Origin of the sequence: Sandarakinorhabdus glacialis, from assembly GCF_014643455.1 — a bacterium.
Taxonomy (GTDB): domain Bacteria; phylum Pseudomonadota; class Alphaproteobacteria; order Sphingomonadales; family Sphingomonadaceae; genus Sandarakinorhabdus; species Sandarakinorhabdus glacialis.
In genome coordinates, this window is record NZ_BMJM01000002.1 from 114,424 (window position 1) to 136,136 (window position 21,713).

General features: G+C 64.8%; 18 protein-coding genes, 1 tRNA gene and 1 pseudogene. 12 read left to right on the plus strand and 8 right to left on the minus strand.

Annotation, left to right across the window (positions count from 1 at the left end; genetic code table 11):
* The first annotated feature begins 45 nt into the window (after positions 1 to 45).
* From IEW98_RS03470 to IEW98_RS03480, 3 genes are all read left to right on the plus strand, one after another.
* Entirely contained in the window at positions 46 to 1,128 is a 1,083-nt protein-coding gene (locus tag IEW98_RS03470) for a DUF2855 family protein (RefSeq protein ID WP_188761546.1), read from the plus strand.
* On the plus strand, positions 1,125 to 2,819 hold the full coding sequence (locus IEW98_RS03475; protein ID WP_188761547.1) for a hypothetical protein: 1,695 nt from the start codon (positions 1,125 to 1,127) through the stop codon (positions 2,817 to 2,819). Before IEW98_RS03470 ends, IEW98_RS03475 begins: the two co-directional genes overlap by 4 nt.
* 261 nt (positions 2,820 to 3,080) lie before the next feature.
* Entirely contained in the window at positions 3,081 to 4,682 is a 1,602-nt protein-coding gene (locus IEW98_RS03480; protein WP_371870740.1) for an MFS transporter, read from the plus strand.
* A gap of 146 nt (positions 4,683 to 4,828) precedes the next feature.
* Here the strand turns inward: IEW98_RS03480 and IEW98_RS03485 are convergent, their stop codons facing one another.
* Entirely contained in the window at positions 4,829 to 5,359 is a 531-nt protein-coding gene (locus IEW98_RS03485) for a hypothetical protein (protein ID WP_188761548.1), read from the minus strand.
* A gap of 145 nt (positions 5,360 to 5,504) precedes the next feature.
* On the opposite strand from IEW98_RS03485, the gene IEW98_RS03490 reads away from it, so the two are divergent.
* The 5 genes from IEW98_RS03490 to IEW98_RS03510 all read left to right on the plus strand — a co-directional run bounded on the left by IEW98_RS03490 (position 5,505) and on the right by IEW98_RS03510 (position 10,334).
* Positions 5,505 to 6,683 (plus strand): CaiB/BaiF CoA transferase family protein, encoded by a 1,179-nt coding sequence (locus IEW98_RS03490; RefSeq protein ID WP_188761549.1) that lies wholly within the window; start codon positions 5,505 to 5,507, stop codon positions 6,681 to 6,683.
* A 207-nt stretch (positions 6,684 to 6,890) separates the two neighbouring features.
* A complete protein-coding gene (gene lon, locus IEW98_RS03495; RefSeq protein ID WP_188761550.1) occupies positions 6,891 to 9,302 on the plus strand; it encodes an endopeptidase La in 2,412 nt (803 codons plus the stop codon).
* Positions 9,303 to 9,432: 130 nt separating this feature from the next.
* Positions 9,433 to 9,738, plus strand: a complete 306-nt coding sequence (locus IEW98_RS03500; protein WP_188761551.1) for an HU family DNA-binding protein — start codon at positions 9,433 to 9,435, stop codon at positions 9,736 to 9,738.
* Between the two features lie 94 nt (positions 9,739 to 9,832).
* Positions 9,833 to 9,907, plus strand: a tRNA-Val gene (locus IEW98_RS03505).
* A gap of 127 nt (positions 9,908 to 10,034) precedes the next feature.
* Entirely contained in the window at positions 10,035 to 10,334 is a 300-nt protein-coding gene (locus IEW98_RS03510) for a hypothetical protein (protein WP_188761552.1), read from the plus strand.
* 372 nt (positions 10,335 to 10,706) lie between these two features.
* Here IEW98_RS03510 and IEW98_RS03515 read toward each other — a convergent pair whose 3' ends face one another.
* Positions 10,707 to 10,829, minus strand: a complete 123-nt coding sequence (locus tag IEW98_RS03515; protein ID WP_188761553.1) for a hypothetical protein — start codon at positions 10,827 to 10,829, stop codon at positions 10,707 to 10,709.
* A 15-nt stretch (positions 10,830 to 10,844) separates the two neighbouring features.
* Positions 10,845 to 10,898 (minus strand): annotated as a pseudogene (locus tag IEW98_RS16890) (hypothetical protein); the annotation flags it as partial.
* Positions 10,899 to 11,773: 875 nt separating this feature from the next.
* On the opposite strand from IEW98_RS16890, the gene IEW98_RS03525 reads away from it, so the two are divergent.
* The gene (locus tag IEW98_RS03525; protein ID WP_188761554.1) at positions 11,774 to 12,115 is read left to right on the plus strand and encodes a UrcA family protein; all 342 of its coding nucleotides are present in this window, start codon (positions 11,774 to 11,776) and stop codon (positions 12,113 to 12,115) included.
* Between the two features lie 59 nt (positions 12,116 to 12,174).
* On the opposite strand, the gene panD is transcribed toward IEW98_RS03525, so the two are convergent.
* From panD to IEW98_RS03550, 5 genes are all read right to left on the minus strand, one after another.
* On the minus strand, positions 12,175 to 12,540 hold the full coding sequence (gene panD, locus IEW98_RS03530; protein WP_188761555.1) for an aspartate 1-decarboxylase: 366 nt from the start codon (positions 12,538 to 12,540) through the stop codon (positions 12,175 to 12,177).
* A gap of 87 nt (positions 12,541 to 12,627) precedes the next feature.
* Positions 12,628 to 14,064 carry an efflux transporter outer membrane subunit gene (locus tag IEW98_RS03535; protein WP_188761556.1) on the minus strand — a complete coding sequence of 479 codons (1,437 nt, stop codon included), beginning with the start codon at positions 14,062 to 14,064 and terminating at the stop codon, positions 12,628 to 12,630.
* 11 nt (positions 14,065 to 14,075) lie between these two features.
* The gene (locus IEW98_RS03540; RefSeq protein WP_188761557.1) at positions 14,076 to 17,243 is read right to left on the minus strand and encodes an efflux RND transporter permease subunit; all 3,168 of its coding nucleotides are present in this window, start codon (positions 17,241 to 17,243) and stop codon (positions 14,076 to 14,078) included.
* 10 nt (positions 17,244 to 17,253) lie between these two features.
* Positions 17,254 to 18,513, minus strand: a complete 1,260-nt coding sequence (locus IEW98_RS03545; protein ID WP_188761558.1) for an efflux RND transporter periplasmic adaptor subunit — start codon at positions 18,511 to 18,513, stop codon at positions 17,254 to 17,256.
* Complete coding sequence (locus tag IEW98_RS03550) at positions 18,510 to 18,755, minus strand: hypothetical protein (protein WP_188761559.1); 246 nt, start codon at positions 18,753 to 18,755, stop codon at positions 18,510 to 18,512. Before IEW98_RS03550 ends, IEW98_RS03545 begins: the two co-directional genes overlap by 4 nt.
* Positions 18,756 to 18,870: 115 nt before the next feature.
* Between IEW98_RS03550 and IEW98_RS03555 the strand changes: the two genes are divergently transcribed.
* From IEW98_RS03555 to fghA, 3 genes are all read left to right on the plus strand, one after another.
* Positions 18,871 to 19,482: a TetR/AcrR family transcriptional regulator gene (locus tag IEW98_RS03555; protein ID WP_188761560.1), complete on the plus strand. Its 612-nt coding sequence runs from the start codon at positions 18,871 to 18,873 to the stop codon at positions 19,480 to 19,482.
* A 211-nt stretch (positions 19,483 to 19,693) separates the two neighbouring features.
* Entirely contained in the window at positions 19,694 to 20,803 is a 1,110-nt protein-coding gene (locus tag IEW98_RS03560; protein ID WP_188761561.1) for an S-(hydroxymethyl)glutathione dehydrogenase/class III alcohol dehydrogenase, read from the plus strand.
* 8 nt (positions 20,804 to 20,811) lie between these two features.
* Complete coding sequence (gene fghA / locus IEW98_RS03565; protein ID WP_279380337.1) at positions 20,812 to 21,666, plus strand: S-formylglutathione hydrolase; 855 nt, start codon at positions 20,812 to 20,814, stop codon at positions 21,664 to 21,666.
* Positions 21,667 to 21,713 lie beyond the last annotated feature (47 nt).

The window sequence follows — 21,713 nt, forward strand, 5'->3', positions numbered from 1 at the left end:
GTCTAACGGAACAAAGATAGAACAAAGCCGGTTGGAATTGACGGCGTGCGGGAAGCGCGCGATGCGGTGGTGGTGGCTGGGGAGTTCGCGGTAATGATAACCGAATTGCACGTGCGGCGGGATGATCTCGGTGTGATCGCGGCAATCGATCGCAGCGCGGTTATCGAGGACGGCGAGGCGTTGTTTCGGATCGAGCGGTTTGCCCTCACCGCCAACAATATGACTTATGCGGCGCACGGCGTGGACATGGGGTATTGGGGCTTTTTTCCGGCGCCGGCGGGGTTTGGCATCGTGCCGGTCTGGGGTTTTGCGGTGGTCGCCGAAAGCCGCGCCGAGGGCGTCGCGGTTGGAGAGCGGTTCTACGGGTATTGGCCGATGGCGAGCCATGCGGTGCTGTTGCCGGGCAAGGTCAGCGCGCGCGGATTCAGTGATGTGGGGGCGCACCGGCTGGCATTGCCGCCCGTCTATAACAATTATGTGCCGGCGAGCGATGCTTATGGGCCGGAGACGGTGCAGGCGCTGTTTCGGCCGCTCTATACGACGTCGTTCGTCCTCGATGTGATGCTGGCGGATAGTCTGGCACAGACTTTGGTACTGACGTCGGCCTCGTCGAAGACGGCGTTGGGGTTGGCGCAGGCGGCCAAGGGTCGCCAACGCGTGATCGGGCTGACGTCGGCGGCAAACCGGGCGTTTGTCGAAGCGACGGGCTATTACGATAACGTGGTCGAATATAGTGATGTAGCGGATTTGGCGGGCGACGGGCCGGTGGCGCTGGTCGATTTTTCGGGGAATGGCGCGGTTCGGCATGCGGTGCATGTGGCGCTGGGGGAGCGGTTGATCGAGAGCCATGTGGTGGGCGATACGCATTGGGACATGGCCAATTCCAATGATTTGCCGGGCGTTGCCGCGAAGATGTTTTTTGCGCCGACGGTGATCGTCGAGCGGGTCAAGGAATGGGGTCCGGCGGGTTTCGAGGCGCGGCTGGCGGCAGCCTGGGGGCGGTTTATTGCTTCGACGGGGTGGGTGGAGATCATCGAGGCTGACGGTGCCGAGGCGGTTGCAGGGCATTGGCGAGGGCTCGCGGCCGGGCGGATCGATCCGGCCGAGGGGCTGGTACTGACCGTGTGATCATCGGCGGGATTTTGCGCTGGATCGGCAGGCATCTAATCCTGTTCGTGCTGCTGTTGGCGGCGTTGACAGCAGCGGCGTGGGTCGACTCGTCGGCGGATGGCGGGATGCAGGCGCGGGCCCAAAGGCTCGAGGGTGCGGAACGCGAGCTGCGCGGTTTTGTCGACGCCCGGCGCGGCCAGGCGGTTACGGCGGTGACGGCGGCCGACCTTGGATCGCAGGCGGCGGTGGCGCGGCGACTGGGGGCGGCGCGGGGCGAACTGGCGGCGCTGGGGAGTGCTCGGCCGGGAGCACTCGACATGATGAAGTCGCTGCAGGGGGTGATTGTACAGGTGGTCGAGCGGGACTTGAACCGCGCGGTCCTTCAGCAGGAGATCGCGTTTCTCGAGGCGTTGGGACGCAATCTGGCGGATCGCGGGGCGGCGTTGCAGCAGCGGGCGGGGTATGACGCGCGGATCGCGGCGCAGGAGCGGCGGATTGCCGAGCTGGCGGTGAGCTATGCGGCGGATGGGGAGCGGTTGCAGGTGCTGAAGTCGCGGTCGGTGCTCGATCGCTATGCGGTCGACATGGGCGGGGTGACCAATTTACCTGAATTCTATGCCGAGCGGCGGGCCGAGAATTTAAAGCTGCGCGGTGCGGCGATCGGCAGCCGCGATGCCCTGATCGCGCAGCGGCGGATGGTGCACGACGTCGAGGCATTGGCGACGCCGGTGGTGGCGATCGACGCGCTTGAGGGAGTGATGGCGCCGTTGACGCGGGTTTCCGCGGACCAGCGGGCGAAGCTCGAGGCGACTTTGCAGGGCGAGGCGCGGCGCTGGTACCAGAAGCTGGGAATCGACAAGGTGTTGCGGCCAGCATTGTGGGCGTTGGCGGGGATCATCCTGTTGCCGTTGGCGATCCGGACGTTGTTCTATTGGGTGCTGGCACCACTCGCTTCGCTGCAGAAGCCGATCAGGTTGCTGGAGCGCGCCGCGCCGATTGCACCGCCGTTGGGGCGGTCCGCAGTGTCGAAGCCGGTGGTGCTGGCGCCGGGCGAGGAGTTGCTGGTCAAACAGGGGTTCGTCCAGACGATTTCGCACGGCGGCAGCAAGGATACACGGTTGCTGCTCGATTATCGGTATCCGGTTTCGAGCTTGGCTTCGGGGCTGGCGTTCCTGACGCGGGTGCGGGCTGGCTCGCCAGGTGATGTGACGACGGTTTCGGCGACGCGGGATGCCTTTGCCGAGGTGGTGATGCTGGCATTGCCCGAGGGCGGGGCGGCCGTGTTGCAGCCGCGGGCGCTGGTCGGGGTGGTACAGGCAGTGGCCCGGCCGATGCGGATTACCAGCCATTGGCGGCTGGGGACGCTCAACGCCTGGCTGACGTGGCAATTGCGGTTCCTGGTGTTTCATGGCCCGGCGCAGGTGATCTTGAAAGGCGGGCGCGGGGTCCGGATCGAGCTTGCACGGGGTGGTCGCAGTATCGGGCACGACCAGTTGATCGGGTTTTCGGCGGGGTTGGCGTATTCGACGGGGCGGACCGAGACGTTCCTGCCGTATCTGTTCGGGCAGGAGCCTTTGCTGAAGGACCGGGTGGCGGCGGGCGAGGGGCTGTTGATTGCCGAGGAGGCGCCGATGGCGGGGCGGCGGGGCGGTGTCTCGCGCGGTCTGGAGGGAGTGGTGGATGCGGCTCTGAAGGTTTTCGGGATTTGAGATTAGTTTGGGATTACAGTGCTGAATTATTAATGGTGTGCGGACATTTTCCGCATTTTCCGTTTTCGGCGGTTTTTGTCTGGGGCAGTAGGAAGCAAGAAACCCGCCCCCGACCCCTCTCTTGAAGAAGGGAGGGGGGAAGAAAGAATAGACAGTTTCAAAGAGCGGAAATAGTTGCACGAGAATGGCTGTTGTTAGCCGAAACAGGTCGTGTAGGACAGCAGGAACAGGTTTTGAGACCGAGCGGCGGGGAGAGGGTGGTTGGCAGTGACGGTTGAGGGGGCGGCTGGGGAGCCGGACTTGGTGGTGCTCGATCCGAAGCGCGACCGGCTGGTCATTGCGGCGTCGTCGCTGGGTACCGTGTTCGAATGGTACGACTTTTTTCTGTATGGCATCCTGGCGTCGTTGCTCGGGCGGCTGTTTTTCACCACCGGCAATCCAACGACCGAGCTGTTGTTCTCGTTGTTCGCGTTTGCGGTCGGGTTCTTTTTTCGGCCGCTGGGGGCGGTAATCTTCGGGTATTTCGGTGACCGGGTAGGGCGTAAACACACGTTTCTGATCACCATTTCGCTGATGGGCGTGGCGACCGCGGCGATCGGGGCGTTGCCGACCTTTGCCAGCGCGGGCGTGTGGGCACCGGTGATGCTGCTGGTGCTGCGGACCTTGCAGGGGCTGGCGCTGGGCGGTGAATATGGCGGCGCGGCGATCTATGTCGCCGAGCATGCGCCGGCGAACAAGCGCGGGCAATATACGAGCTGGATCCAGGCGTCGGTGGCGGGTGGGTTCCTTTTGTGCCTGATCGTCGTGCTCGGCACGCGGGCGTCGATGAGCAGCGCGGCGTTCGAGGCCTGGGGGTGGCGGGTGCCGTTCCTGATGTCGCTCGTGATGCTGTCGATCTCGGTCTACATGCGGCTGAAGCTGTCGGAGAGCCCGGTTTTCAAGGCGATGAAAGCGGCGGGCACGACCTCGAAGAACCCTTTGAAGGAAAGTTTCACGGCGCCGGGCAATTTCCGCAACCTGTTCGTCGCGCTGTTCGGCGTCGCGGCGGGGCTGACGGTGATTTATTACACGTCGCAGTTCGGCACGCTGTATTTCCTCCAGGGGACGGCACGGGTGCCCGAGACGCAGGCACTGCTTTACATGGCGGCGGGGGCGTTGCTGGCGGCGCCGCTGTATGTGTTCTTCGGCTGGCTGTCGGATCGGACCGGGCGCAAGAAAGTCCTGCTCATCGGTTATGGGCTGACGCTGGTACTGTTGTTTCCGCTGTTTCACCTGATGGCCGATGGTGCGAATCCGGCATTGGAGGAAGCGACGCGGGCCTCGCCGGTGGTGATCGAGTTGCCGCCGTGCGAGTTCAGCGTGTTCAGCAAGCCCGAGAGCGATTGCGCCCGGGCGCTCGAGTTTTTGTCCAAGCGCGGCGTGAGCTATTCGAAGACGCCGTCGAGCGAGTTGGCGGTGACGGTCGGCGATGTGCGGCTGGCCGGCTTCGACAAGCCGGCGCTGCTGGCGGCGCTAGTGGCGGCGGGTTATCCCGACAAGGCCGACCCCGAGCGGGTGACGCACTGGAAGGTGATCGCCGCGGTGGCGATCATGGTGGCGCTGTCGGCGATGACCTATGGCCAGGTCGCGGCGATTTTGGTCGAGCTGTTTCCGGCGCGGATCCGGTATACGTCGATGTCGATCCCCTATCATATCGGGACGGGGTATTTCGGCGGGTTTTTGCCGGTGATCTCGCAATATATCGTGGTGCGGACGGGGGATAGCTTTTCGGGGCTTTGGTACACGTTCGGGGTGGTGGCCATGGCGTTCGTGGTCAGCGCGATCTGGCTGCCGGAAACGCGGCACCGGGATATTCGGGTTTAGGGCTAGGTTGGTCTGGTTGGGCAGGGGTGCTTGGCCGGAGGGTTCTTGCTTGTTCTTTTGGCGTAAGCCGGGCGGCGGGGCTGGATGCCAGCCTTCGCTGGCATGACAGTGGAGGACGAGGGCGTTATTGGGGCGGGGTTCTTGCTCTAGCTGGCGATGGCTTGTCGCACGGCGGTGACCGCCTGATCGAGGGTCGAGGCGGCCTTGCAGTCACCGCCGCAGCTTTGCTGGCGCCGTTCGAGAACGCGCAGATGGTAGGCCGCCGCGTCATCATCTCCCTGCTCGGCGAGGGTCAAGGCGAGGCTCGTGCGGGCGCCGAGGTTGTAGCGATCGCCGTGAAGCGCAGCTTCGAAATAGCGACGCGCGCCGGCCTGGTTGTCGAGGCCGGCTTCGGCAAGGCCGGCGACCACGAGCAGGCCGGGCGACCACAAATAGCCGCTATTGCTGGCCATCAGGCGGCGCAGCAGAGAGCGTGTCCGGGCGTAATCGCCGGCCAGCAAGGCTGTGCGAGCGGCTTCGCCTATACTGGCGACTTCACCGATGCCGAGCTCATCGACCGGCAATAGCACCGAGCCCGGCGAAGCCATAAAATTTTGCGAGATATCGGGCGCCGACTGGGCGGCGGCAGGAACTGCGATTGCGAATGCAGCAAGACCGGCGAACAACAACTTGCGCATATTGTTCCTCCCAAGAATTCCGAACCAGAATACACGACAGTGATATAACATCAACAAGGCGAAATGTGCGGCTGTCCTTGGTGTTTCCGCGAGGGGCGCTTGGCATTCGATCCTGCTAGGATCGTGGAACAGCAAGGGAGCAGTAATGGCCGGACCATTGGCGGGGATAAAGATCGTCGATCTTTCGCAGATCGTGTCGGGGCCGATGGCGACGGCGCTGCTGGCCGACCAAGGGGCGGAGGTCATCAAGGTCGAGAGCCCCGGGGGTGACCCGGTGCGGACGCTGGGGCCGCGCAAGGGCGATCGCTCGGCGATGTTCATCGCGGTCAATCGCGGCAAGCAGGGCCTGGCGATCGACCTGAAGACGCGCGGCGGGCGGACAATATTGGAGCGGCTGGTGCTGTGGGCCGATGTGCTGGTCGAGAATTTCAGGCCGGGGACGATGGAACGGCTGGGGTTCGGCGCCGAACGCTGTGCCGAATTGAACCCGCAGCTGATCTTTGCCTCGATAACGGGGTTCGGGCCGGACGGGCCGTACCGCAACATCCGGGTCTATGATCCCGTCGTGCAGGCGGTGAGCGGGATTGCCGCGACGCAGGTCGATGCCAAGGGGCAACCGTCGCTGGTGCGCACGCTGGTGGCGGACAAGGTGACGGCGCTTACGGCGGCGCAGGCGATCACCGCGGCGTTGTTTCACCGCGAGCGGACGGGGGAGGCGCAGCGGATCGACGTTGCGATGCTCGATGCGGCGCTGGCGTTCAATTGGCCCGAGGGCATGTACAACCACAGCTTCGTCGAGCCGGCGGCGCCGTTTCCCGAATATGGTGCGCTGGGGCGGTTGTGGCAGGCGGCCGACGGGCAGGTGGCTATCGGCATGATGCAGGATGTCGAATTCATCGCGCTGGCGCGGGCGCTGGGGCGCGAGGACCTGGCCGCCGACACGCGGCTGCACACGGTCGGCGGGCGGCTGCAGTATCGGGACGATTGGGCGCCAGCGTTCACCAGCGAGATCGCGGCGCGGACCATGGACGAACTGATGGAGGGGTTCATTAGCGAGGGGGCGGTGGGCGGCCGGGTCAATGACAGCGCCAATGTGGCCGATGACCCGCAGGTGATGTTCAACGAGATCGTGGTCGAGATCGACCACGGCGCGGCCGGCGCGGTGCGCGCGGCGCGACCGGCGGCGCGGTTCGGGGTGACACCGGCGCTGGCGGGCGGGGCGGCGCCGGCGCTGGGCGAGCATGGGCGGGCGGTGCTGGCGGGGCTGGGGTTCAGTGCGGCGGAGATCGCGGGGTTTGCCGGGGAGGGCGCGCTGGTCGGATAGGTTAGCTTGCTGTGCCGGCGACTTAAATATCGTCTGGGCCGCTTTGGTCGATTCCCCCACTTGGCGTAAAGGACGGGCAGGCCCATAGTTGCGGCGGGGACTGAAGCGCGCAGGCAAGCCGCGTGGATTGATGCGCGCCGCCAGGCTCCCCATATGCCAGAATGAAGCAAGTCGGTATATCGATGTGGTACCGGCGTGGAGATTGACATGACCGACGAGAATCCAGCCAAGACGATCCTGTCGCTGCCGGTGTTGCCGCTGCGGGATATCGTTGTGTTTCCGCAGATGATCGTGCCGTTGTTCGTGGGGCGCGACAAATCGGTGGCGGCGCTCGAGGCCGCGATGCAGGGCGGCAAGACGGTGTTCCTGTTGTCGCAGAAGAACCCCGCCGACGAGGATCCGTCGTCGGACGATCTTTATGACGTCGGCACAGTGGCGACTGTGCTGCAATTGTTGAAGCTGCCCGATGGCACTGTGAAGGTGCTCGTCGAGGGGCAGAATCGCGGCACTTTGGTATCGCTGAGCGACGACGCCGGTTACCTGGTGGCGGAGGTGCGGCCGCGCGCCGATGTCGAGTCCGATCCGACCCAGCTCGAGGCGCTGCTGCGATCGTCTGCCAAGCAGTTCGAATCCTATGTGAAGCTCAACCGCAAGACGGCACCCGAGATTGCCGTGCAGATCGGCCAGATCGAGGATGCTGGTCGGTTCTCCGACACGGTGGCGGCGAATTTGGGGCTGAAGATCGTCGACAAGCAGGCCTTGCTGGCCGAGCCCGACGTCGCCAAGAGGCTGGAGAAGGTGTTCGCCCATATGGAGGGCGAGATGGGCGTGCTGCAGGTCGAGAAGAAAATCCGCAACCGCGTGAAGCGGCAGATGGAGAAGACCCAGCGCGAATATTATCTCAACGAGCAGATGAAGGCGATCCAGCGCGAGTTGGGCGAGGGCGACGAGGCCAAGGACGAGGCGACCGAGTTCGAGGAGAAGATCGCCAAGGCCAAGCTGCCCAAGGAAGCCCGCGACAAGGCGATTTCCGAGCTCAAGAAGTTCAAGGCGATGGCACCGCAATCGGCGGAAGCGACCGTCGTGCGCAATTATCTCGACGTGATGCTGGGCCTGCCATGGGGCAAGAAGTCCAAGATCAAGCGCGATATCGTGGCGGCGCAAAAGGTGCTGGATGACGATCATTATGGCCTCGAGAAGGTCAAGGATCGCATCATCGAGTATCTGGCGGTACAGGTGCGGACCAACAAGCTGAAGGGTCCGATCCTGTGCCTCGTCGGGCCTCCGGGTGTCGGCAAGACCTCGCTGGGCCGTTCGATCGCCAAGGCGACCGGGCGCGAGTTCGTGCGGCAGTCGCTGGGCGGGATGCGCGACGAAGCCGAAATTCGCGGTCATCGGCGGACGTATATCGGCTCGATGCCGGGCAAGGTGATTCAGAACCTGAAGAAGGCAGGGACGGGCAACCCGTTGATCCTGCTCGACGAGATCGACAAGCTGGGCCAGGATTTCCGCGGCGATCCGTCGTCGGCGCTGCTCGAGGTTCTCGATCCGGAGCAGAACAAAGCGTTCAACGATCATTACCTCGAGGTCGATTATGACCTGTCTGACGTGATGTTCGTGACGACGGCCAACTCGCTCAACATGCCGCAGCCGCTGCTCGATCGCATGGAGATCATCCAGTTGTCGGGTTACACCGAAGACGAGAAGGTCCAGATCGCCAAGCGGCACCTGCTCGAGAAGCAGTATGAGGCGCACGGTCTGAAGAAGAACGAGTTCAGCGTTGGCGACGATGCGCTGCGCGACCTGGTGCGATATTATACGCGCGAGGCCGGGGTGCGGACTCTGGAGCGCGAGCTTGCCAAGCTGGCGCGCAAGTCGCTGCGGCGGATCCTGGAGGGCAAGGCCAAGTCGGTGCGGATCGATGCAGATAACCTCGCCGAATTTGCCGGGGTGCGGAAGTATCGCTTTGGCGTCGGGGAAGTCGACGACCAGATCGGCGCCGTGACCGGGCTGGCATGGACCGAAGTGGGCGGCGAGTTGCTGACCATCGAAGCGGTAACGGCGCCGGGCAAGGGGCTGGTCAAGACAACCGGCAAGCTGGGCGATGTGATGACCGAATCGATTTCAGCGGCGCTGTCGTTCACCAAGGCGCGCGCCCTGCAGTACGGCATCAAGCCATCGGTGTTCGAGAAGAAGGACATCCACGTCCATGTTCCCGAAGGCGCGACGCCCAAGGACGGGCCGTCGGCCGGCGTGGCGATGGTCGTGGCGATCGTATCGACGTTGACCGGGGTCGCGGTTCGCAAGGACGTGGCGATGACGGGTGAAGTGACGCTGCGCGGCCGCGTGCTGCCGATCGGCGGGTTGAAGGAAAAGCTGCTGGCGGCGCTGCGCGGCGGGATTACGACGGTGTTCATCCCGGCAGAGAACGAGAAGGACCTGGCCGACATTCCGGCCAATGTGACGGAAGGGTTGAAGATCATTCCAGTGGCGCATGCGGACGAGGTGCTGGCACTGGCGCTAGTCACGCCGCTGGTTCCGATCGAATGGTCGGAAGCTGATGAACTGGCGGCCCAGCCCAAGCCGCCACTGACGCCGGAAGTGACCGTAAGGCACTGATAGGCGTCGTTGAAACGTAAATTCGGCACGGTCGGACGTCGACCGTGCCGAATATTTGAAGTCTTGTTTGACTCGTTCCGGTGGCTTGCCATGATAGACGTTTCCAACGCGATTCCGGGGTGACGAATCGATGAACAAGCAGGACCTGGCCAACAGGGTGGCGGATACGACCGGGTTGGCGCGCGGGGATGCGGCTCGGGTGATCGACGCGATGCTCGATACGATCACGGAGTCGCTGTCGAAGGGCGAAGAGGTGCGGCTGGTCGGGTTCGGCAACTTCGTTGCGGGGGTGCGCAAGGCATCGACGGGGCGGAACCCGCGGACCGGGGAGCCGATGGACCTTGCCGAAAGCGTCGTGCCCAAGTTCCGGGTCGGGCGGAATCTGAAGGATGCCTGCAACAACGGCGCAGGCGAGATCGGCTCGAGCGGCGTATAACGGCCGGGGTGGGGTTTACTTGGCGGGGCGGGTCCCCTAACCACCCCGCACTCGGGACGAGATCGTCACGCAGGCGAGATCGTCACGCAAGCGTGGGCGCGTAGCTCAGCGGTAGAGCACTCGCTTCACACGCGAGGGGTCGCAGGTTCAAACCCTGCCGCGCCCACCACGCTTTCGGACGGAGCCTTGGCGAGCCGCATCTGTAGCCGCGTTGCTGCTGGCATGGTGCGGGGCAGGTGACGTCGACTGGACGCTGGGCGTCGACGTCAATTACATGAACCCCGATGCCAGCGACGATGATCGCGGGACCTGGCCAACGTCTCCCAGCGCGCCGTGCAGCCGATATTGTTGATCGCATCAGCGAGAATTTCGAACTGGTCGGCGGCGCACGCTTCAACCAGATAGAACTCGAGTTCGAGAAGCTTGTCCCGGCGCTTGACGGCGCCAGTCGCAAACAGGACCGGGTGGATCCCATCGTGGGTTTCGGGATGTCGGCGCCGTTCAGCAAGTTGGCGGCGTCGACTGTTCAGGCCAATGTCGGTGATTGCGGCATCGGCTCGGGCATCGCCGTCCAGTTCAGGCCGATGGTCATTTGAACATCTCGCCGCATGCGACGATCGATGTTGGCTACCAATTGTCCTACATGAAGTACGAGAAGGGCACCGGTCGCGACCTGTTCTTGTACGATGTGGTATACAAGAGTCCCATTGTCGGTGTGACGTTCCGCTTTTGTTCGGCACGCGTCCTGCCGGTTTCGGGCGCTGGCCGGGTTGGCCGCGATCCTCGTCGTGTGCGCTGCAGACGGGCAGGAGCTCGATCCGCGCGGTTATGCAATCTCCCACTCGGCATGAACTTTGCTGTTCACCGCACTGAACAGGTGGCGCGCCGACGCTGCAACGCATTGGGGGGCGGTACCGACCGTGAGGCTATTGCAAGTTGCTCTGCCCCGCGATCGGCAAGATCCCGTTTTACTTGCGGCTCATCGCCCGATCATAAGAGCGCAGTGCCTTTTGCTTGAGGGCTGTTACTTCGGCCTGGCTGACGAAGCCGTCCTTGCTGGCGTCGAGCGCGGTGAAGGTCTGGTCGATCATGCCGGCATCCAGCCATTCGGTCTTGCTCCATTTTCCGTCGCCATTGGTGTCGGCGGCCTTGAACAGGGCTCGGGCGTCGGCGACACGCGCCTAGAGGTGGTCGCGGGCGGCACGCAGTTCGGCGCGGGTGAGGTTGCCGTCGGCATCGGCATCGAGGATGTAGAAATTTCCTCGACGCCGCCGGTAGCGACCCATCGGTCGTTTGTCAGCACGCCGTCGGTAGTGGTGTCCGCTACGGCAAGCTGGCCGCGCACGACTTCGAGGCGACCACCGGTTGCCTTCGCACCGGCGGCACCATCGGGTGTCCAGTTGCCGGCATTCCGGGAGTCGCGGCGGTCGGCCTCGGCACCGGTCATGGCACTGTCTTCCTGGCCCTTTGTCTGCTGACAACTGTCGGTAACCTTGGCACTGCACACAGGCTGCGCAGCAGGTGCGACTGGAGCAGCCTCCTGGGCAAACACGGGCGTCGCCAAGATGGCGGCAATAACGAAGAGTGATTGCGTCATGTTGTACAATCCCACTCAAGCCAAAATGCCGAGAATCCCGGTATATTACTCAGGGCCAATGATTGAAAAGCAGCGATCAGTGAGTGAAAGCCGGCCGAATTGTCATCGACAATGACTGCAAGCCGCCTGCCTTGATCGGGGAATATCGTGCGCCGACGTGCACTGCGAAGGATTGGTGGGCACCGATTTTGACCGGCGAAGCGGTCGTTCGAGTGCGGGCACTGCGCAGCGCGCGGGAAGGATCGCCAAACATATGGAAACTTTACCGATGTTTGGCAGGCTCGTTTCGCATAACAAATGGTTGCAATTGCCGGTGTGCTTGTAAGTCGTCGAATTGACGTCGATATCGATTAGGCCCAGCAGTTGGCACGGGACCTGCAAAGCATTGGTTATCGGAGGCCGGATGGTCTGGATCTCCGCCAACCAGAGGATCTCACCATGTTCGCAAATGCTTTCACCGCCGTCTCGCACGCCGCCGTTCGCACCGTCATCGGCGCTGTCGGCACCGTCGTCCTGGCCGGCGCCTGCCTTGTTGGCGCAACTGCTCCAGCCGCTGCCGCCGAAGCGCCGCGCACGGCTTATGTGAAGATCAGCGATCTCAACCTGGGCAGCACAGCCGATCGCCAGCGCCTCGAGTTCCGCGTCAATCATGCCGCTCGCCAGGTCTGCCGGACCGGCAGCGACGACCTTCGGTCGCGGAGCGACGAAGCCAACTGTGTCGATGCAGCCCGCGCCGGCGCCGAAGCCCAGACGAACGTTACCATCGCATCGCGCGACTGAGATTTCCGCGATGCAGCCAAACAAGGGCGGGGCGGAGGTCATCCCGCCCCGTTGTCGCGTCAAAGGACCGTGTTTGCGGTCTCTCCGAGAAAACGCACGAAGCGATTGGCTTCGTCGACAAGAATGACCGATGGCTCGATCGGCGCGGCCGAAAGTTCAAAGCCCATGATGATGATCTGTTCGCCCCTGGCGATCAAATGCGCTGCGGCGCCGTTCATCGCGATTGCGCCGGACCCGCGCGGGCCGCTGATGACATAGGTTTCAAGCCTGGAGCCTGAGGTGTTGGACACGACGAGGACGCGTTCGCCCGCCCACAGGCCGACCTGGTCGAGGAGATCCTGGTCGATGGTGATCGAGCCGATATAGGCCAGGTTGGCCTCGGTCACATAGGCATTGTGGATCTTCGATCGCAGTAACCAGCGCATTTCGGTCTTGCCTCTGCCCAAGGGCGGTTGTTGCCGGCGCCTCCTCCCACAACTGCGGGGAAGGTTCAATCATATCTCGCATGAGGCTTACATCGCCGCGGCGGTTCCGGCGGGGGCGGTGGCGTCCGCCTGCCAACCGCCGCCCAAGGCGCGGAACAGGTCGATCTGGGCGGTGATGACGCGGGCGTTGGAGGCGGCGAGCGCGGCTTCGGTATCGGCGAAGCTGCGCTCGGCGTCGATGAGGCTGAGCGAGTCGACGCGGCCTTCGCGGAGTTGCGCGCGCACGATGCGGACGGCGATCGCGGCTTCGGCACTGGCGTCGCCCAGGGCCTGGCGGCGATCGAGTTCATGGGTGAAGGCGGAAAGCGCGGTTTCGGTTTCGCGCAGGGCCTGGAGGATCGTCTGGTCGAAGCCGGCAAGGGCGGCGGCGGTGTCGGCGTTGGCACCGTCGATGTTGGCCCGCGCGGCCTCCTGGTTGAGGAAGTTCCACGACAGGAGCCCGCCGGTGAAGAAACGGAGTGCGCTGCTGGTCAAGGAGTTGCCGAAGCCGGTGCTGGTCGAGCCGACCGAGGCGCCGAGCGAGATCGTCGGGTATAGATCGGCTGTGGCGACGCCGATGCGTGCGGTCTGGGCGGCGAGGCGTCGCTCGGCGGCGCGCACGTCGGGGCGGCGTGCCAGCAAGGCGCGGCCGTCGCCGACGGGGAGCGGGCGATCGAGATGGAGGAGGGTAGCGCCGGTGTGGATTGTTGGGGGCAGGTCGCGCGGCGTGCGGCCGGTGAGCAGCGCGAGGCTGTAGAGCGCGGCGTCGCGCTCGGCCTCGAGCGGCGGCACGCTGGCGCGGACCTGGTCGCGCAGCGTCGCGGCGCGGGCGGTATTGAGGCGGGTGGCGCGGCCGGCTTCGTAGCGCTTGGCGGTCAGCTTAACGCTCTGGTCGACGAGGACGACGATGCGGCGGGCGACGCGGATACGCTCCGCCAGCGAGCCGAGATCGGCATAGGCGCGGGTGGTTTCGGCGACGATGGCGACGCGCACGGCATCGCGATCGGCGTCGGCGGCGGCGACATCGCCGCGCGCGGCTTCGATACCGCGCGAGATGCGGCCGAACAGGTCGACTTCATAGGCGATGCTGATGCCGCCATCGACGACGCCGTTGTTGCGGCTGAAGCCGGGCAACGATTGAATCGACGGCAGGCGTTGATAGCCGCCCCGTGCGTCGAAGGTGGCGCTGGGCAGGCGATCGCCGCGGACGCCGCGCAGGGCGGCGCGAGCCTTGTCGAGGTTGGCCGCCGCGATGGCGATGTCCTTGTTGGCGGCGAGGGTGTCGGCCACCAGGCCATCGAGGATCGGGTCCTGGTAGAGTTGCCACCAGTTGCCGGCGGGTTGGTCGGCGCTGGTGACCGCCGGCGAGGCGCTGCCGATGAAGGCGGGCGCCGACGCAACCGGGGGTTTCGGCGTGACATAGTCGGGGCCGACGGTGCAGGCGGCGAGCGCCAGCAATATGCCGAGGCTTGGGATGCGGTACATGGTCATCGTTCCTATTCGGCCGGCTGGAGGTTCGTGGTCCGGGCCAGTGGTCGCCATGCCGAAAGCGCGCGGCAGGCGACGTAGAAGGTCGGCGTGAAGATCAACCCGAAGACGGTGACGCCGATCATGCCGAAGAACACCGCGGTGCCGAGTGCCTGGCGGAGTTCGGCACCGGCGCCGGTCGCCAGCACCAGCGGCAGCGCGCCGAGGATGAAGGCGAACGAGGTCATCAGGATCGGCCGGAGACGATCGCGAGCGGCGCGGACGGCGGCTTCGGCCGGGGTCAGGCCATCGACTTCTTCGCCCTGGCGGGCGAATTCGACGATCAGGATGGCGTTCTTGGCAGCAAGCGCGATCAGCACGACGAGGCCGATCTGGGTCAGGACGTTGTTGTCCATGCCGCGCAGGTTGATGCCGACCATCGCCGCGAGCAGGCACATCGGCACGATCAGGATGATCGCCAGTGGGAGCGTCAGGCTTTCATACTGGGCCGCGAGGACGAGGAAGACGAAGACGACGGCCAGGGCGAAGACGATGGCCGCGGTCGAGCCGGCGGCCTTTTGCTGGAAGGCGATGCCGGTCCAGCTTGTGGTATAGTCGGCGGGCAGGGTCGAAGCGGCGAGCTGCTCCATCGCGGTAAGCGACTGGCCCGACGAGAAGCCGGGAGCGGTGTCGCCATCGACCTCGACTGCGGGGAAGAGGTTGTAGCGGGTGACGCGGTACGGCCCGGTCTTGTCACGGAAGTTGGCGACGGCACCGAGGGGAACCATGGCGCCGGAGTTGGAGCGGGTTTTCAGATTGGCGATGTCGGCGACGGTGTTGCGATAGGGTGCGTCGGCCTGTGCGGTGACGCGGTAGGTGCGGCCGAGCAGGTTGAAGTCGTTGACGAAGGCCGAGCCGAGATAGACCTGGAGTGCCTCGAAGACACGCGCGGGAGGGACGCCGAGAAGGTCGGCCTTGGCACGGTTGATGTCGGCGAAGATGCTCGGCGTGCCGGTATCGAAGAAGCTGTAGACTTGGGCGAGGCCCTTGGTGGCGTTGGCCTTTTCGATCAGGCCGAACGAGACCTTGCCGAGCGCCGCATAGCCGTGGCCGCCGTGGTCCTCGACCATGATGCGGTAGCCGCCGGCCGAGCCGATACCCTGGATGAGGGGCGGCGGCACGACGAGCGTGCGGGCTTCGTCGATATCGGCGATGCTGGCCTGGGCCTCGGCCATGATGCTTTGCAGGGTGACACCTAGTGCGGCGCGTTCCTCGAAGGATTTGAGCGGGATATAGGCGGCAGCGGAGTTCGGCGCGGCGGTTTGCGAGGGACCGTCGAAGCCGGCGAGCATTACCGAGCCGTTGACGCCTTTTAGCGGCAGGATCCGCGCCGAGACCTTGCGGAGGACGGCGTCGGTGCGCTCGAGCGAGGCGCCGGGGGGCAGCTGAACGATGGTGAGGAAATAGCCCTGGTCCTGCGCCGGGATGAAGCCGGTCGGGGTGAAGGTGAAGGCAGCGGCGGTGAGCGCGATCAGCCCGGCATAGGCGGCGAAGACCGACTTGGGGCGTTGGACGAGGGTGCGTGTCAGGCTGGCATAGGCGGTGCTCAGGCGGTCGAAGCCGCGGTTGAAGGCGGCGCCGGCGCGGGGGCCGATACCGCGCCAGCCGCTGGGGGCGGGGGCGTGATGGTCCTTGCCGCGGAGCAGCATCGCCGCAAGGGCAGGGGAGAGGGTGAGCGACAGCACGAGCGAGATCACCGTTGCGGTGGTGATGGTGACGGCGAACTGGCGGTAGAATTCGCCCGAGATACCGGTGAGGAAAACGGTGGGGATGAACACCGCGCAGAGGACGAGGACGATGGCGACGAGGGCGACGGAGACTTCGTCCATCGAGGTGCGCGCGGCTTCGAGCGGGGACAGGCTCCGCTCGAGGTTGCGCTCGACGTTCTCGACGACGACGATGGCATCATCGACGACGATGCCGATGGCGAGCACCAGTCCGAACAGCGACAAATTGTTGAGCGAATAGCCGAGCGCCGAGAGCATGGCGAAGCTGCCGATCAACGAGACCGGGATGGCGATGATCGGGATGATCGCGGCGCGCCAGCTTTGCAGGAAGATGAGGATGACGAGGACGACGAGGATGATGGCCTCGACGAGGGTGCTTTTGACGGCGTCGATCGACTGGCTGATGAACTCGGTCGGGTTGTAGATGATGCGGTATTCGAGACCCTTGGGGAAGCGCTTGGCCATTAGGTCGAGTTCGGCGTGGATGCCGTCGGCGGCGGCGAGGGCGTTCGAGCCGGGGCGCTGGAAGACGGCAAGGATCAGCGATTCCTCGCCGCTGAGATAGGTGTTGGTGCCGTAATCCTGGGCGCCGAGTTCGACGCGGGCGACGTCGGAGACGCGGGTCTGGCGGCCACTGGCATCGGTGCGGATGACGATGTTGGCGAACTGTGCCGGATCGGTCAGCCGGCCTTGCGTTTCGACGTTGAGCTGGAAGGCGTTTCCGCGGGCATATGGGGGCTGGCCGAGGGTGCCGGCGGAAACCTGGACGTTCTGGGCGCGCAGGGCGGCGATGATTTCGCCCGCCGTCAGGTCGAGCGACGCCGCCTTGCCGGGGTTGATCCAGACGCGCATGCCGTAATCGCGGGCACCGAACAGGCGGACGTCGCCGACACCGTCGACACGGGCGAGGCGGTCGCGGATCTGGGTGAGTGCGTAGTTGGAAACATAGCTGCGATCGAGCGATTTATCCGGCGATATCAGGTTGATGACCATGAGGAAGTCGGGCGAGGCTTTCTGGGTGACGATGCCGAGGCGGCGGACGTCCTCGGGCAGGCGCGGCTCCGCGATGGCGACGCGGTTCTGGACGAGCACCTGCGCCGCATCGAGATCGGTGCCGATCTTGAAGGTGACGGTGATGGTGACGCGGCCGTCGCCGGTCGATTGCGACGACTGGTAGAGCATGTTGTCGACGCCGTTGATCTCCTGCTCGATCGGCGCGGCGACGGTGTCGGCGACGACCTCGGCAGTGGCGCCGGGGTAGTTTGCGGTGACGGTTACCGTTGGCGGCACGATGTCGGGATATTGGGCGATCGGCAGCCGGAAATAAGCGGCGAGGCCGATGATGACGATGACGATGGCCAGCACCGCGGCGAAGATCGGCCGGGTGATGAAGAAGCGGGAGAAACGCATTGAACTGGTCCTAGCGGGCCGCAGCAAAGGTCGCCTGGGCGGCGATCGGTGCGGTGGAATCGAGTGTCATGGTGTCGTCGGCGCTGGCGGCCGCGGTCGTCGTTTTGGGCGTGACGGGCGCGCCGGGGATGGCGTTCTGCATGCCCTGGACGATGACGCGGTCGGTCGGCTTGAGGCCGCTGCGGACGATGCGCAGGCCTTCGATGACGGGGCCTAGGACGACGGGGTGGATGGCGACGATATTGTCGGCGCCAACGACCTGCACGGTCTTGCGGGCCTGATCGGTGCCGATGGCACTGTCGGGCACAAGCAGGGCCGAGCGGGTCGGGCCGCTGGCGAGCCGCATGTTGCCGAACATGCCGGGGGTGAGGAAATAGCCCGGGTTGGCGATGATGGCACGGCCGCGGATGGTGCCGGCGCCGGGATCGATGCGGTTGTCGCTGAAATCGACGCGGCCTTTCCAGCGGTAGCCGGTTTCGTCCTGGAGCTGAATTTCGACGCGGTCGTTGGTTGCGTCGCCACCGCGGTGGGCCTTGAGGTAAAGCGCCTCGGAGCCGTCGAAGCTGAAGTAGATCGGGTCGAGGGCGTAGACGGTGGTGAGGAGCGTGGCGCTGTTGGCCTCGCCGCCGGCGACGAGGTTGCCGATATCGGCGCGGCGGTCGGAGATGCGGCCGGTGATGGGGGAGCGGACTTCGGTGAATTCGACGTCGAGGGCGCGGGCGGTGACCTGGGCGCGGGCGGCGCCGACGGCGGCTTCGGCGGCACGAAGCGCGGCGCGGAGGGTGTCGATTTCCTCGGCGGAGACGGCCTCGTCGGCGATGAGGCGGGTGGCGCGGGCGAGGGCGCTATGGGCCAGTTGGACGGATGACAAGGCGCTTGATTCGCGGGCTTTTGCTTCGGCGAGGGCGGCGGCGAAGGGGCGTGCATCGATACGGAACAGGAGCTGGCCCTGGCGGACGATTTCGCCGTCGGTGAAGAAGATCCCGGTCAGGGCGCCGGAGACGCGGGGGCGGATTTCAACCGATTTGCTGGGGGCGAAGCGACCGATATAGTCGTCCCACTCGTTGACCTGGCGAACCAGCGGCACGGCGACGGTGACGCCGGGGGGCGGCAGGGCGGCCTGGGCGGGGGCGGCGCTGCCGGCGAGCTTGGCGGCACCGATGGCGATGAGGGCGGTGGTGCCGAGGATGATGGCAACGCCGACACGGTTGGGGCGGCGCCGGGCGCGGTCGATGGCGCGGGAAAAGTCGGATTGTACGGTCATGTTCATGCGCGGAGATCCTGATGGGTTGCGAGCAGCGCGAATTCGGCGGCGTGCACGTCTTCGATGCGGTAGAGGGCAGGGGTGAAGTGACGCGCCTCGCCGAGCAGCATTGTCAGTAGCTTGTCGATGATGTCGGGCGCGGCGACCGGGCTACCCAGGGCGGCGGATGGCGCCTGGGTGCCGCAGCGCTTGATGGCGCGGTTCGATGCGCCGCGCTTTTCAACGTGATCCACACATGCCATGTTCATATTCCCTGCGCTATCAAATGTAACAGACCGGTACGTCTTGATGTTACGTACCGTTCTGTTACATTAAGTCAAGCGTCGGTTGGGGAATTCGGCGCGAACGCGAGGCAAAGAAAAAATGTCAGTGCATAAAGCCGCAGCCGATACCGACATCGCAGAGGGCAAGCGCCGATCGGCGGCCGACCGTCTGTGCGAGACGGCGACCAACCTGTTCTATCAACGCGGTATTCGGGCCGTCGGGGTCGACGAGATCGTCACCGAGACTGGCGTGACCAAGCCGACATTGTACCGCAGCTTTGCGTCGAAGGACGATTTGATTGTGGTGTGCCTGCAGAAGCAGATTGCCGATAGCCAGGCGCGATGGGAGGCGATCGCAGCGCGTTATCCGGACGATGCGCTTGCCGAATTGAAGGCCCATTTCGCTGATTTTGCGGAGGAAATCGGGGCGCCTGATTATCGCGGTTGTGCGTCGACGAATGCGGCGGTGGAATTTCCGGACCCCCGGCATCCGGCGCGGGCGATCACCGATAACTGCAAGGCGTTCATGCGCCAGCGGATGGGCGACCTGATTCGTCGGCTGCCGGTCAAGGATGCCGAGGGGCTGGCGGATGGCCTGATGCTGCTGCTCGAGGGCGCCAGCAGCAGCCGGCATACATCGGGGTCGCAGGGGCCTTCTTCGACGCTGGTTCAGACGTCGAACATGTTGCTGGCTGCCTATCTGGCGGGGTGATTTCGGGTGTTTCGGAGCGTGTTTCGGGTAAGCTGCCGGATAATGCCGGGGCCGTTACGACCTTGAAACCGGCATTTCGGGGTGGTCCGGGGGGGGGGGGCATTTCCGACCTTGTTTCGGGATATCGGCGAATTTGTAGCGTTCGCGACATTTGCGGACTATTCCGGCCTGCCGGCACCGGAGTTCAGGTTGGTGGCAGACAGGAGTTTTCATGAAGACCCGTGCCGCCGTTGCGTTCGAAGCCAAGCGTCCGCTCGAAATCGTCGAGCTTGACCTGGAGGGGCCCAAGGCGGGCGAGGTTCTGGTCGAGATCATGGCCACCGGCATCTGCCATACCGATGCCTATACTCTGGACGGCCTCGACAGCGAGGGGCTGTTCCCCGCCGTGCTCGGGCATGAGGGTGCCGGCATCGTTCGCGAGATCGGCGCCGGGGTGACCAGCCTCGCTGTCGGCGACCATGTCATCCCGCTTTACACGCCCGAGTGCCGCCAGTGTAAGTCGTGCCTGAGCCAGAAGACCAATTTGTGCACGCAGATCCGGGCGACGCAGGGCAAGGGCGTGATGCCCGATGGCACGTCGCGGTTCAGCTACAAGGGCGCGATGCTGCATCATTACATGGGCTGCTCGACGTTTTCGAACTTCACGGTGTTGCCCGAGATTGCGCTGGCGAAGATCCGCACCGACGCACCGTTCCAGTCGGCGTGCTATATCGGGTGCGGGGTCACCACCGGCGTCGGCGCCGTGGTCAATACCGCCAAGGTCGAGGCCGGCGCCACTGTCATCGTGTTCGGGCTGGGCGGCATCGGGTTGAATGTCATCCAGGGGGCGCGGATGGTCGGCGCCGACAAGATCATCGGGGTCGATCTGAATGACGACAAGGCGGAATGGGGTCGCCGGTTCGGCATGACGCATTTCGTCAACCCCAAGGCGGTGGAGGGCGATATCGTCCAGCACCTGGTGGCGCTGACCGAGGGCGGGGCGGATTATACCTTTGACTGCACCGGCAACACGACCGTAATGCGCCAGGCGCTCGAGGCGTGTCATCGCGGTTGGGGCGTGTCGGTTGTCATCGGCGTTGCCGAGGCGGGCAAGGAGATTTCGACGCGGCCGTTCCAGCTGGTGACCGGGCGGGTGTGGAAGGGGTCGGCATTCGGCGGTGCGCGCGGCCGGACCGATACGCCGAAAATCGTCGACTGGTACATGAACGGCAAGATCGAGATCGATCCGATGATCACCCATGTGCTGACCCTCGACGAGATCAACAAGGGGTTCGACCTGATGCATGCGGGCAAGTCGATCCGCAGCGTCGTGGTTTTTTAGGAAACGGCATGTCGATGGACAGTTTGCTGGAGACGGTATCGAGCAACCGGGCGTCTGGCGGCACGCAGGGCGTTTATCGGCATGCGTCGGCCGCGACCGGGACGCCGATGGTGTTCAGCGTCTTCGTGCCCGATCATGCGCCGGGGACGAAGCTGCCGCTGGTCTGGTATCTGTCGGGGCTGACCTGCACCCACGTCAATGTCACCGACAAGGGCGAGTTCCGGCGGGCGTGTGCCGAGCTTGGGTTGATCTTCATTGCGCCCGATACGTCGCCGCGCGGCGAGGGCGTGCCCGACGATGCTGCCGGGGCTTATGATTTCGGGCTTGGCGCCGGATTTTATGTCGATGCCACCGAAGCGCCGTTTGCGGCGAACTATCGGATGGAGACCTATGTCACGCAGGAGTTGCCGGCGCTGATTGTGGCGAATTTCCCGGTCGACACGGCGCGGCAGGGCATCACCGGCCATTCGATGGGTGGCCATGGCGCGCTGACGCTGGCGCTGCGCCATCCGGGGCAATATCGATCGGTCTCGGCGTTCTCGCCGATCGCCGCGCCGGGCCAAGTGCCGTGGGGCGAAAAGGCGCTGGGTGGTTATCTGGGCGGCGACCGCGAACTATGGCGGCACCATGATGCCACGGCGCTGATCGAAGACGGCGCGCGGGTGGCGGATATTCTGGTCGACCAGGGCGATGCCGACCAGTTCCTGGCGGAGCAGTTGCGCCCGGAATTGCTGGCGGCGGCGTGCGCGGCGGCGGGCATTCCGCTGACGCTGCGCATGCAGCCGGGCTATGACCATAGCTATTATTTCATATCGACGTTCATGGCCGACCATCTGGCCTGGCACGCCGCGCGGTTGAGCTAGAAAAGGGCGCAGGGAAGTAGCTGGGTCCCGGGTTCAAGTCCGGGATG

Bases quoted from the DNA above. Each gene is read 5' to 3' on its own strand.
- IEW98_RS03535 (WP_188761556.1), bottom strand. From the start codon at position 14,064: ATGTACCGCATCCCAAGCCTCGGCATATTGCTGGCGCTCGCCGCCTGC.
- IEW98_RS03510 (WP_188761552.1), top strand. From the start codon at position 10,035: ATGATCGCGGGACCTGGCCAACGTCTCCCAGCGCGCCGTGCAGCCGAT.
- IEW98_RS03545 (WP_188761558.1), bottom strand. From the start codon at position 18,513: ATGAACATGACCGTACAATCCGACTTTTCCCGCGCCATCGACCGCGCC.
- IEW98_RS03525 (WP_188761554.1), top strand. From the start codon at position 11,774: ATGTTCGCAAATGCTTTCACCGCCGTCTCGCACGCCGCCGTTCGCACC.
- lon (WP_188761550.1), top strand. From the start codon at position 6,891: ATGACCGACGAGAATCCAGCCAAGACGATCCTGTCGCTGCCGGTGTTG.
- IEW98_RS03555 (WP_188761560.1), top strand. From the start codon at position 18,871: ATGTCAGTGCATAAAGCCGCAGCCGATACCGACATCGCAGAGGGCAAG.
- fghA (WP_279380337.1), top strand. From the start codon at position 20,812: ATGTCGATGGACAGTTTGCTGGAGACGGTATCGAGCAACCGGGCGTCT.
- IEW98_RS03550 (WP_188761559.1), bottom strand. From the start codon at position 18,755: ATGAACATGGCATGTGTGGATCACGTTGAAAAGCGCGGCGCATCGAAC.
- IEW98_RS03490 (WP_188761549.1), top strand. From the start codon at position 5,505: ATGGCCGGACCATTGGCGGGGATAAAGATCGTCGATCTTTCGCAGATC.
- IEW98_RS03515 (WP_188761553.1), bottom strand. From the start codon at position 10,829: ATGATCGACCAGACCTTCACCGCGCTCGACGCCAGCAAGGACGGCTTC.
- panD (WP_188761555.1), bottom strand. From the start codon at position 12,540: ATGCGCTGGTTACTGCGATCGAAGATCCACAATGCCTATGTGACCGAG.
- IEW98_RS03500 (WP_188761551.1), top strand. From the start codon at position 9,433: ATGAACAAGCAGGACCTGGCCAACAGGGTGGCGGATACGACCGGGTTG.
- IEW98_RS03540 (WP_188761557.1), bottom strand. From the start codon at position 17,243: ATGCGTTTCTCCCGCTTCTTCATCACCCGGCCGATCTTCGCCGCGGTG.
- IEW98_RS03485 (WP_188761548.1), bottom strand. From the start codon at position 5,359: ATGCGCAAGTTGTTGTTCGCCGGTCTTGCTGCATTCGCAATCGCAGTT.
- IEW98_RS03560 (WP_188761561.1), top strand. From the start codon at position 19,694: ATGAAGACCCGTGCCGCCGTTGCGTTCGAAGCCAAGCGTCCGCTCGAA.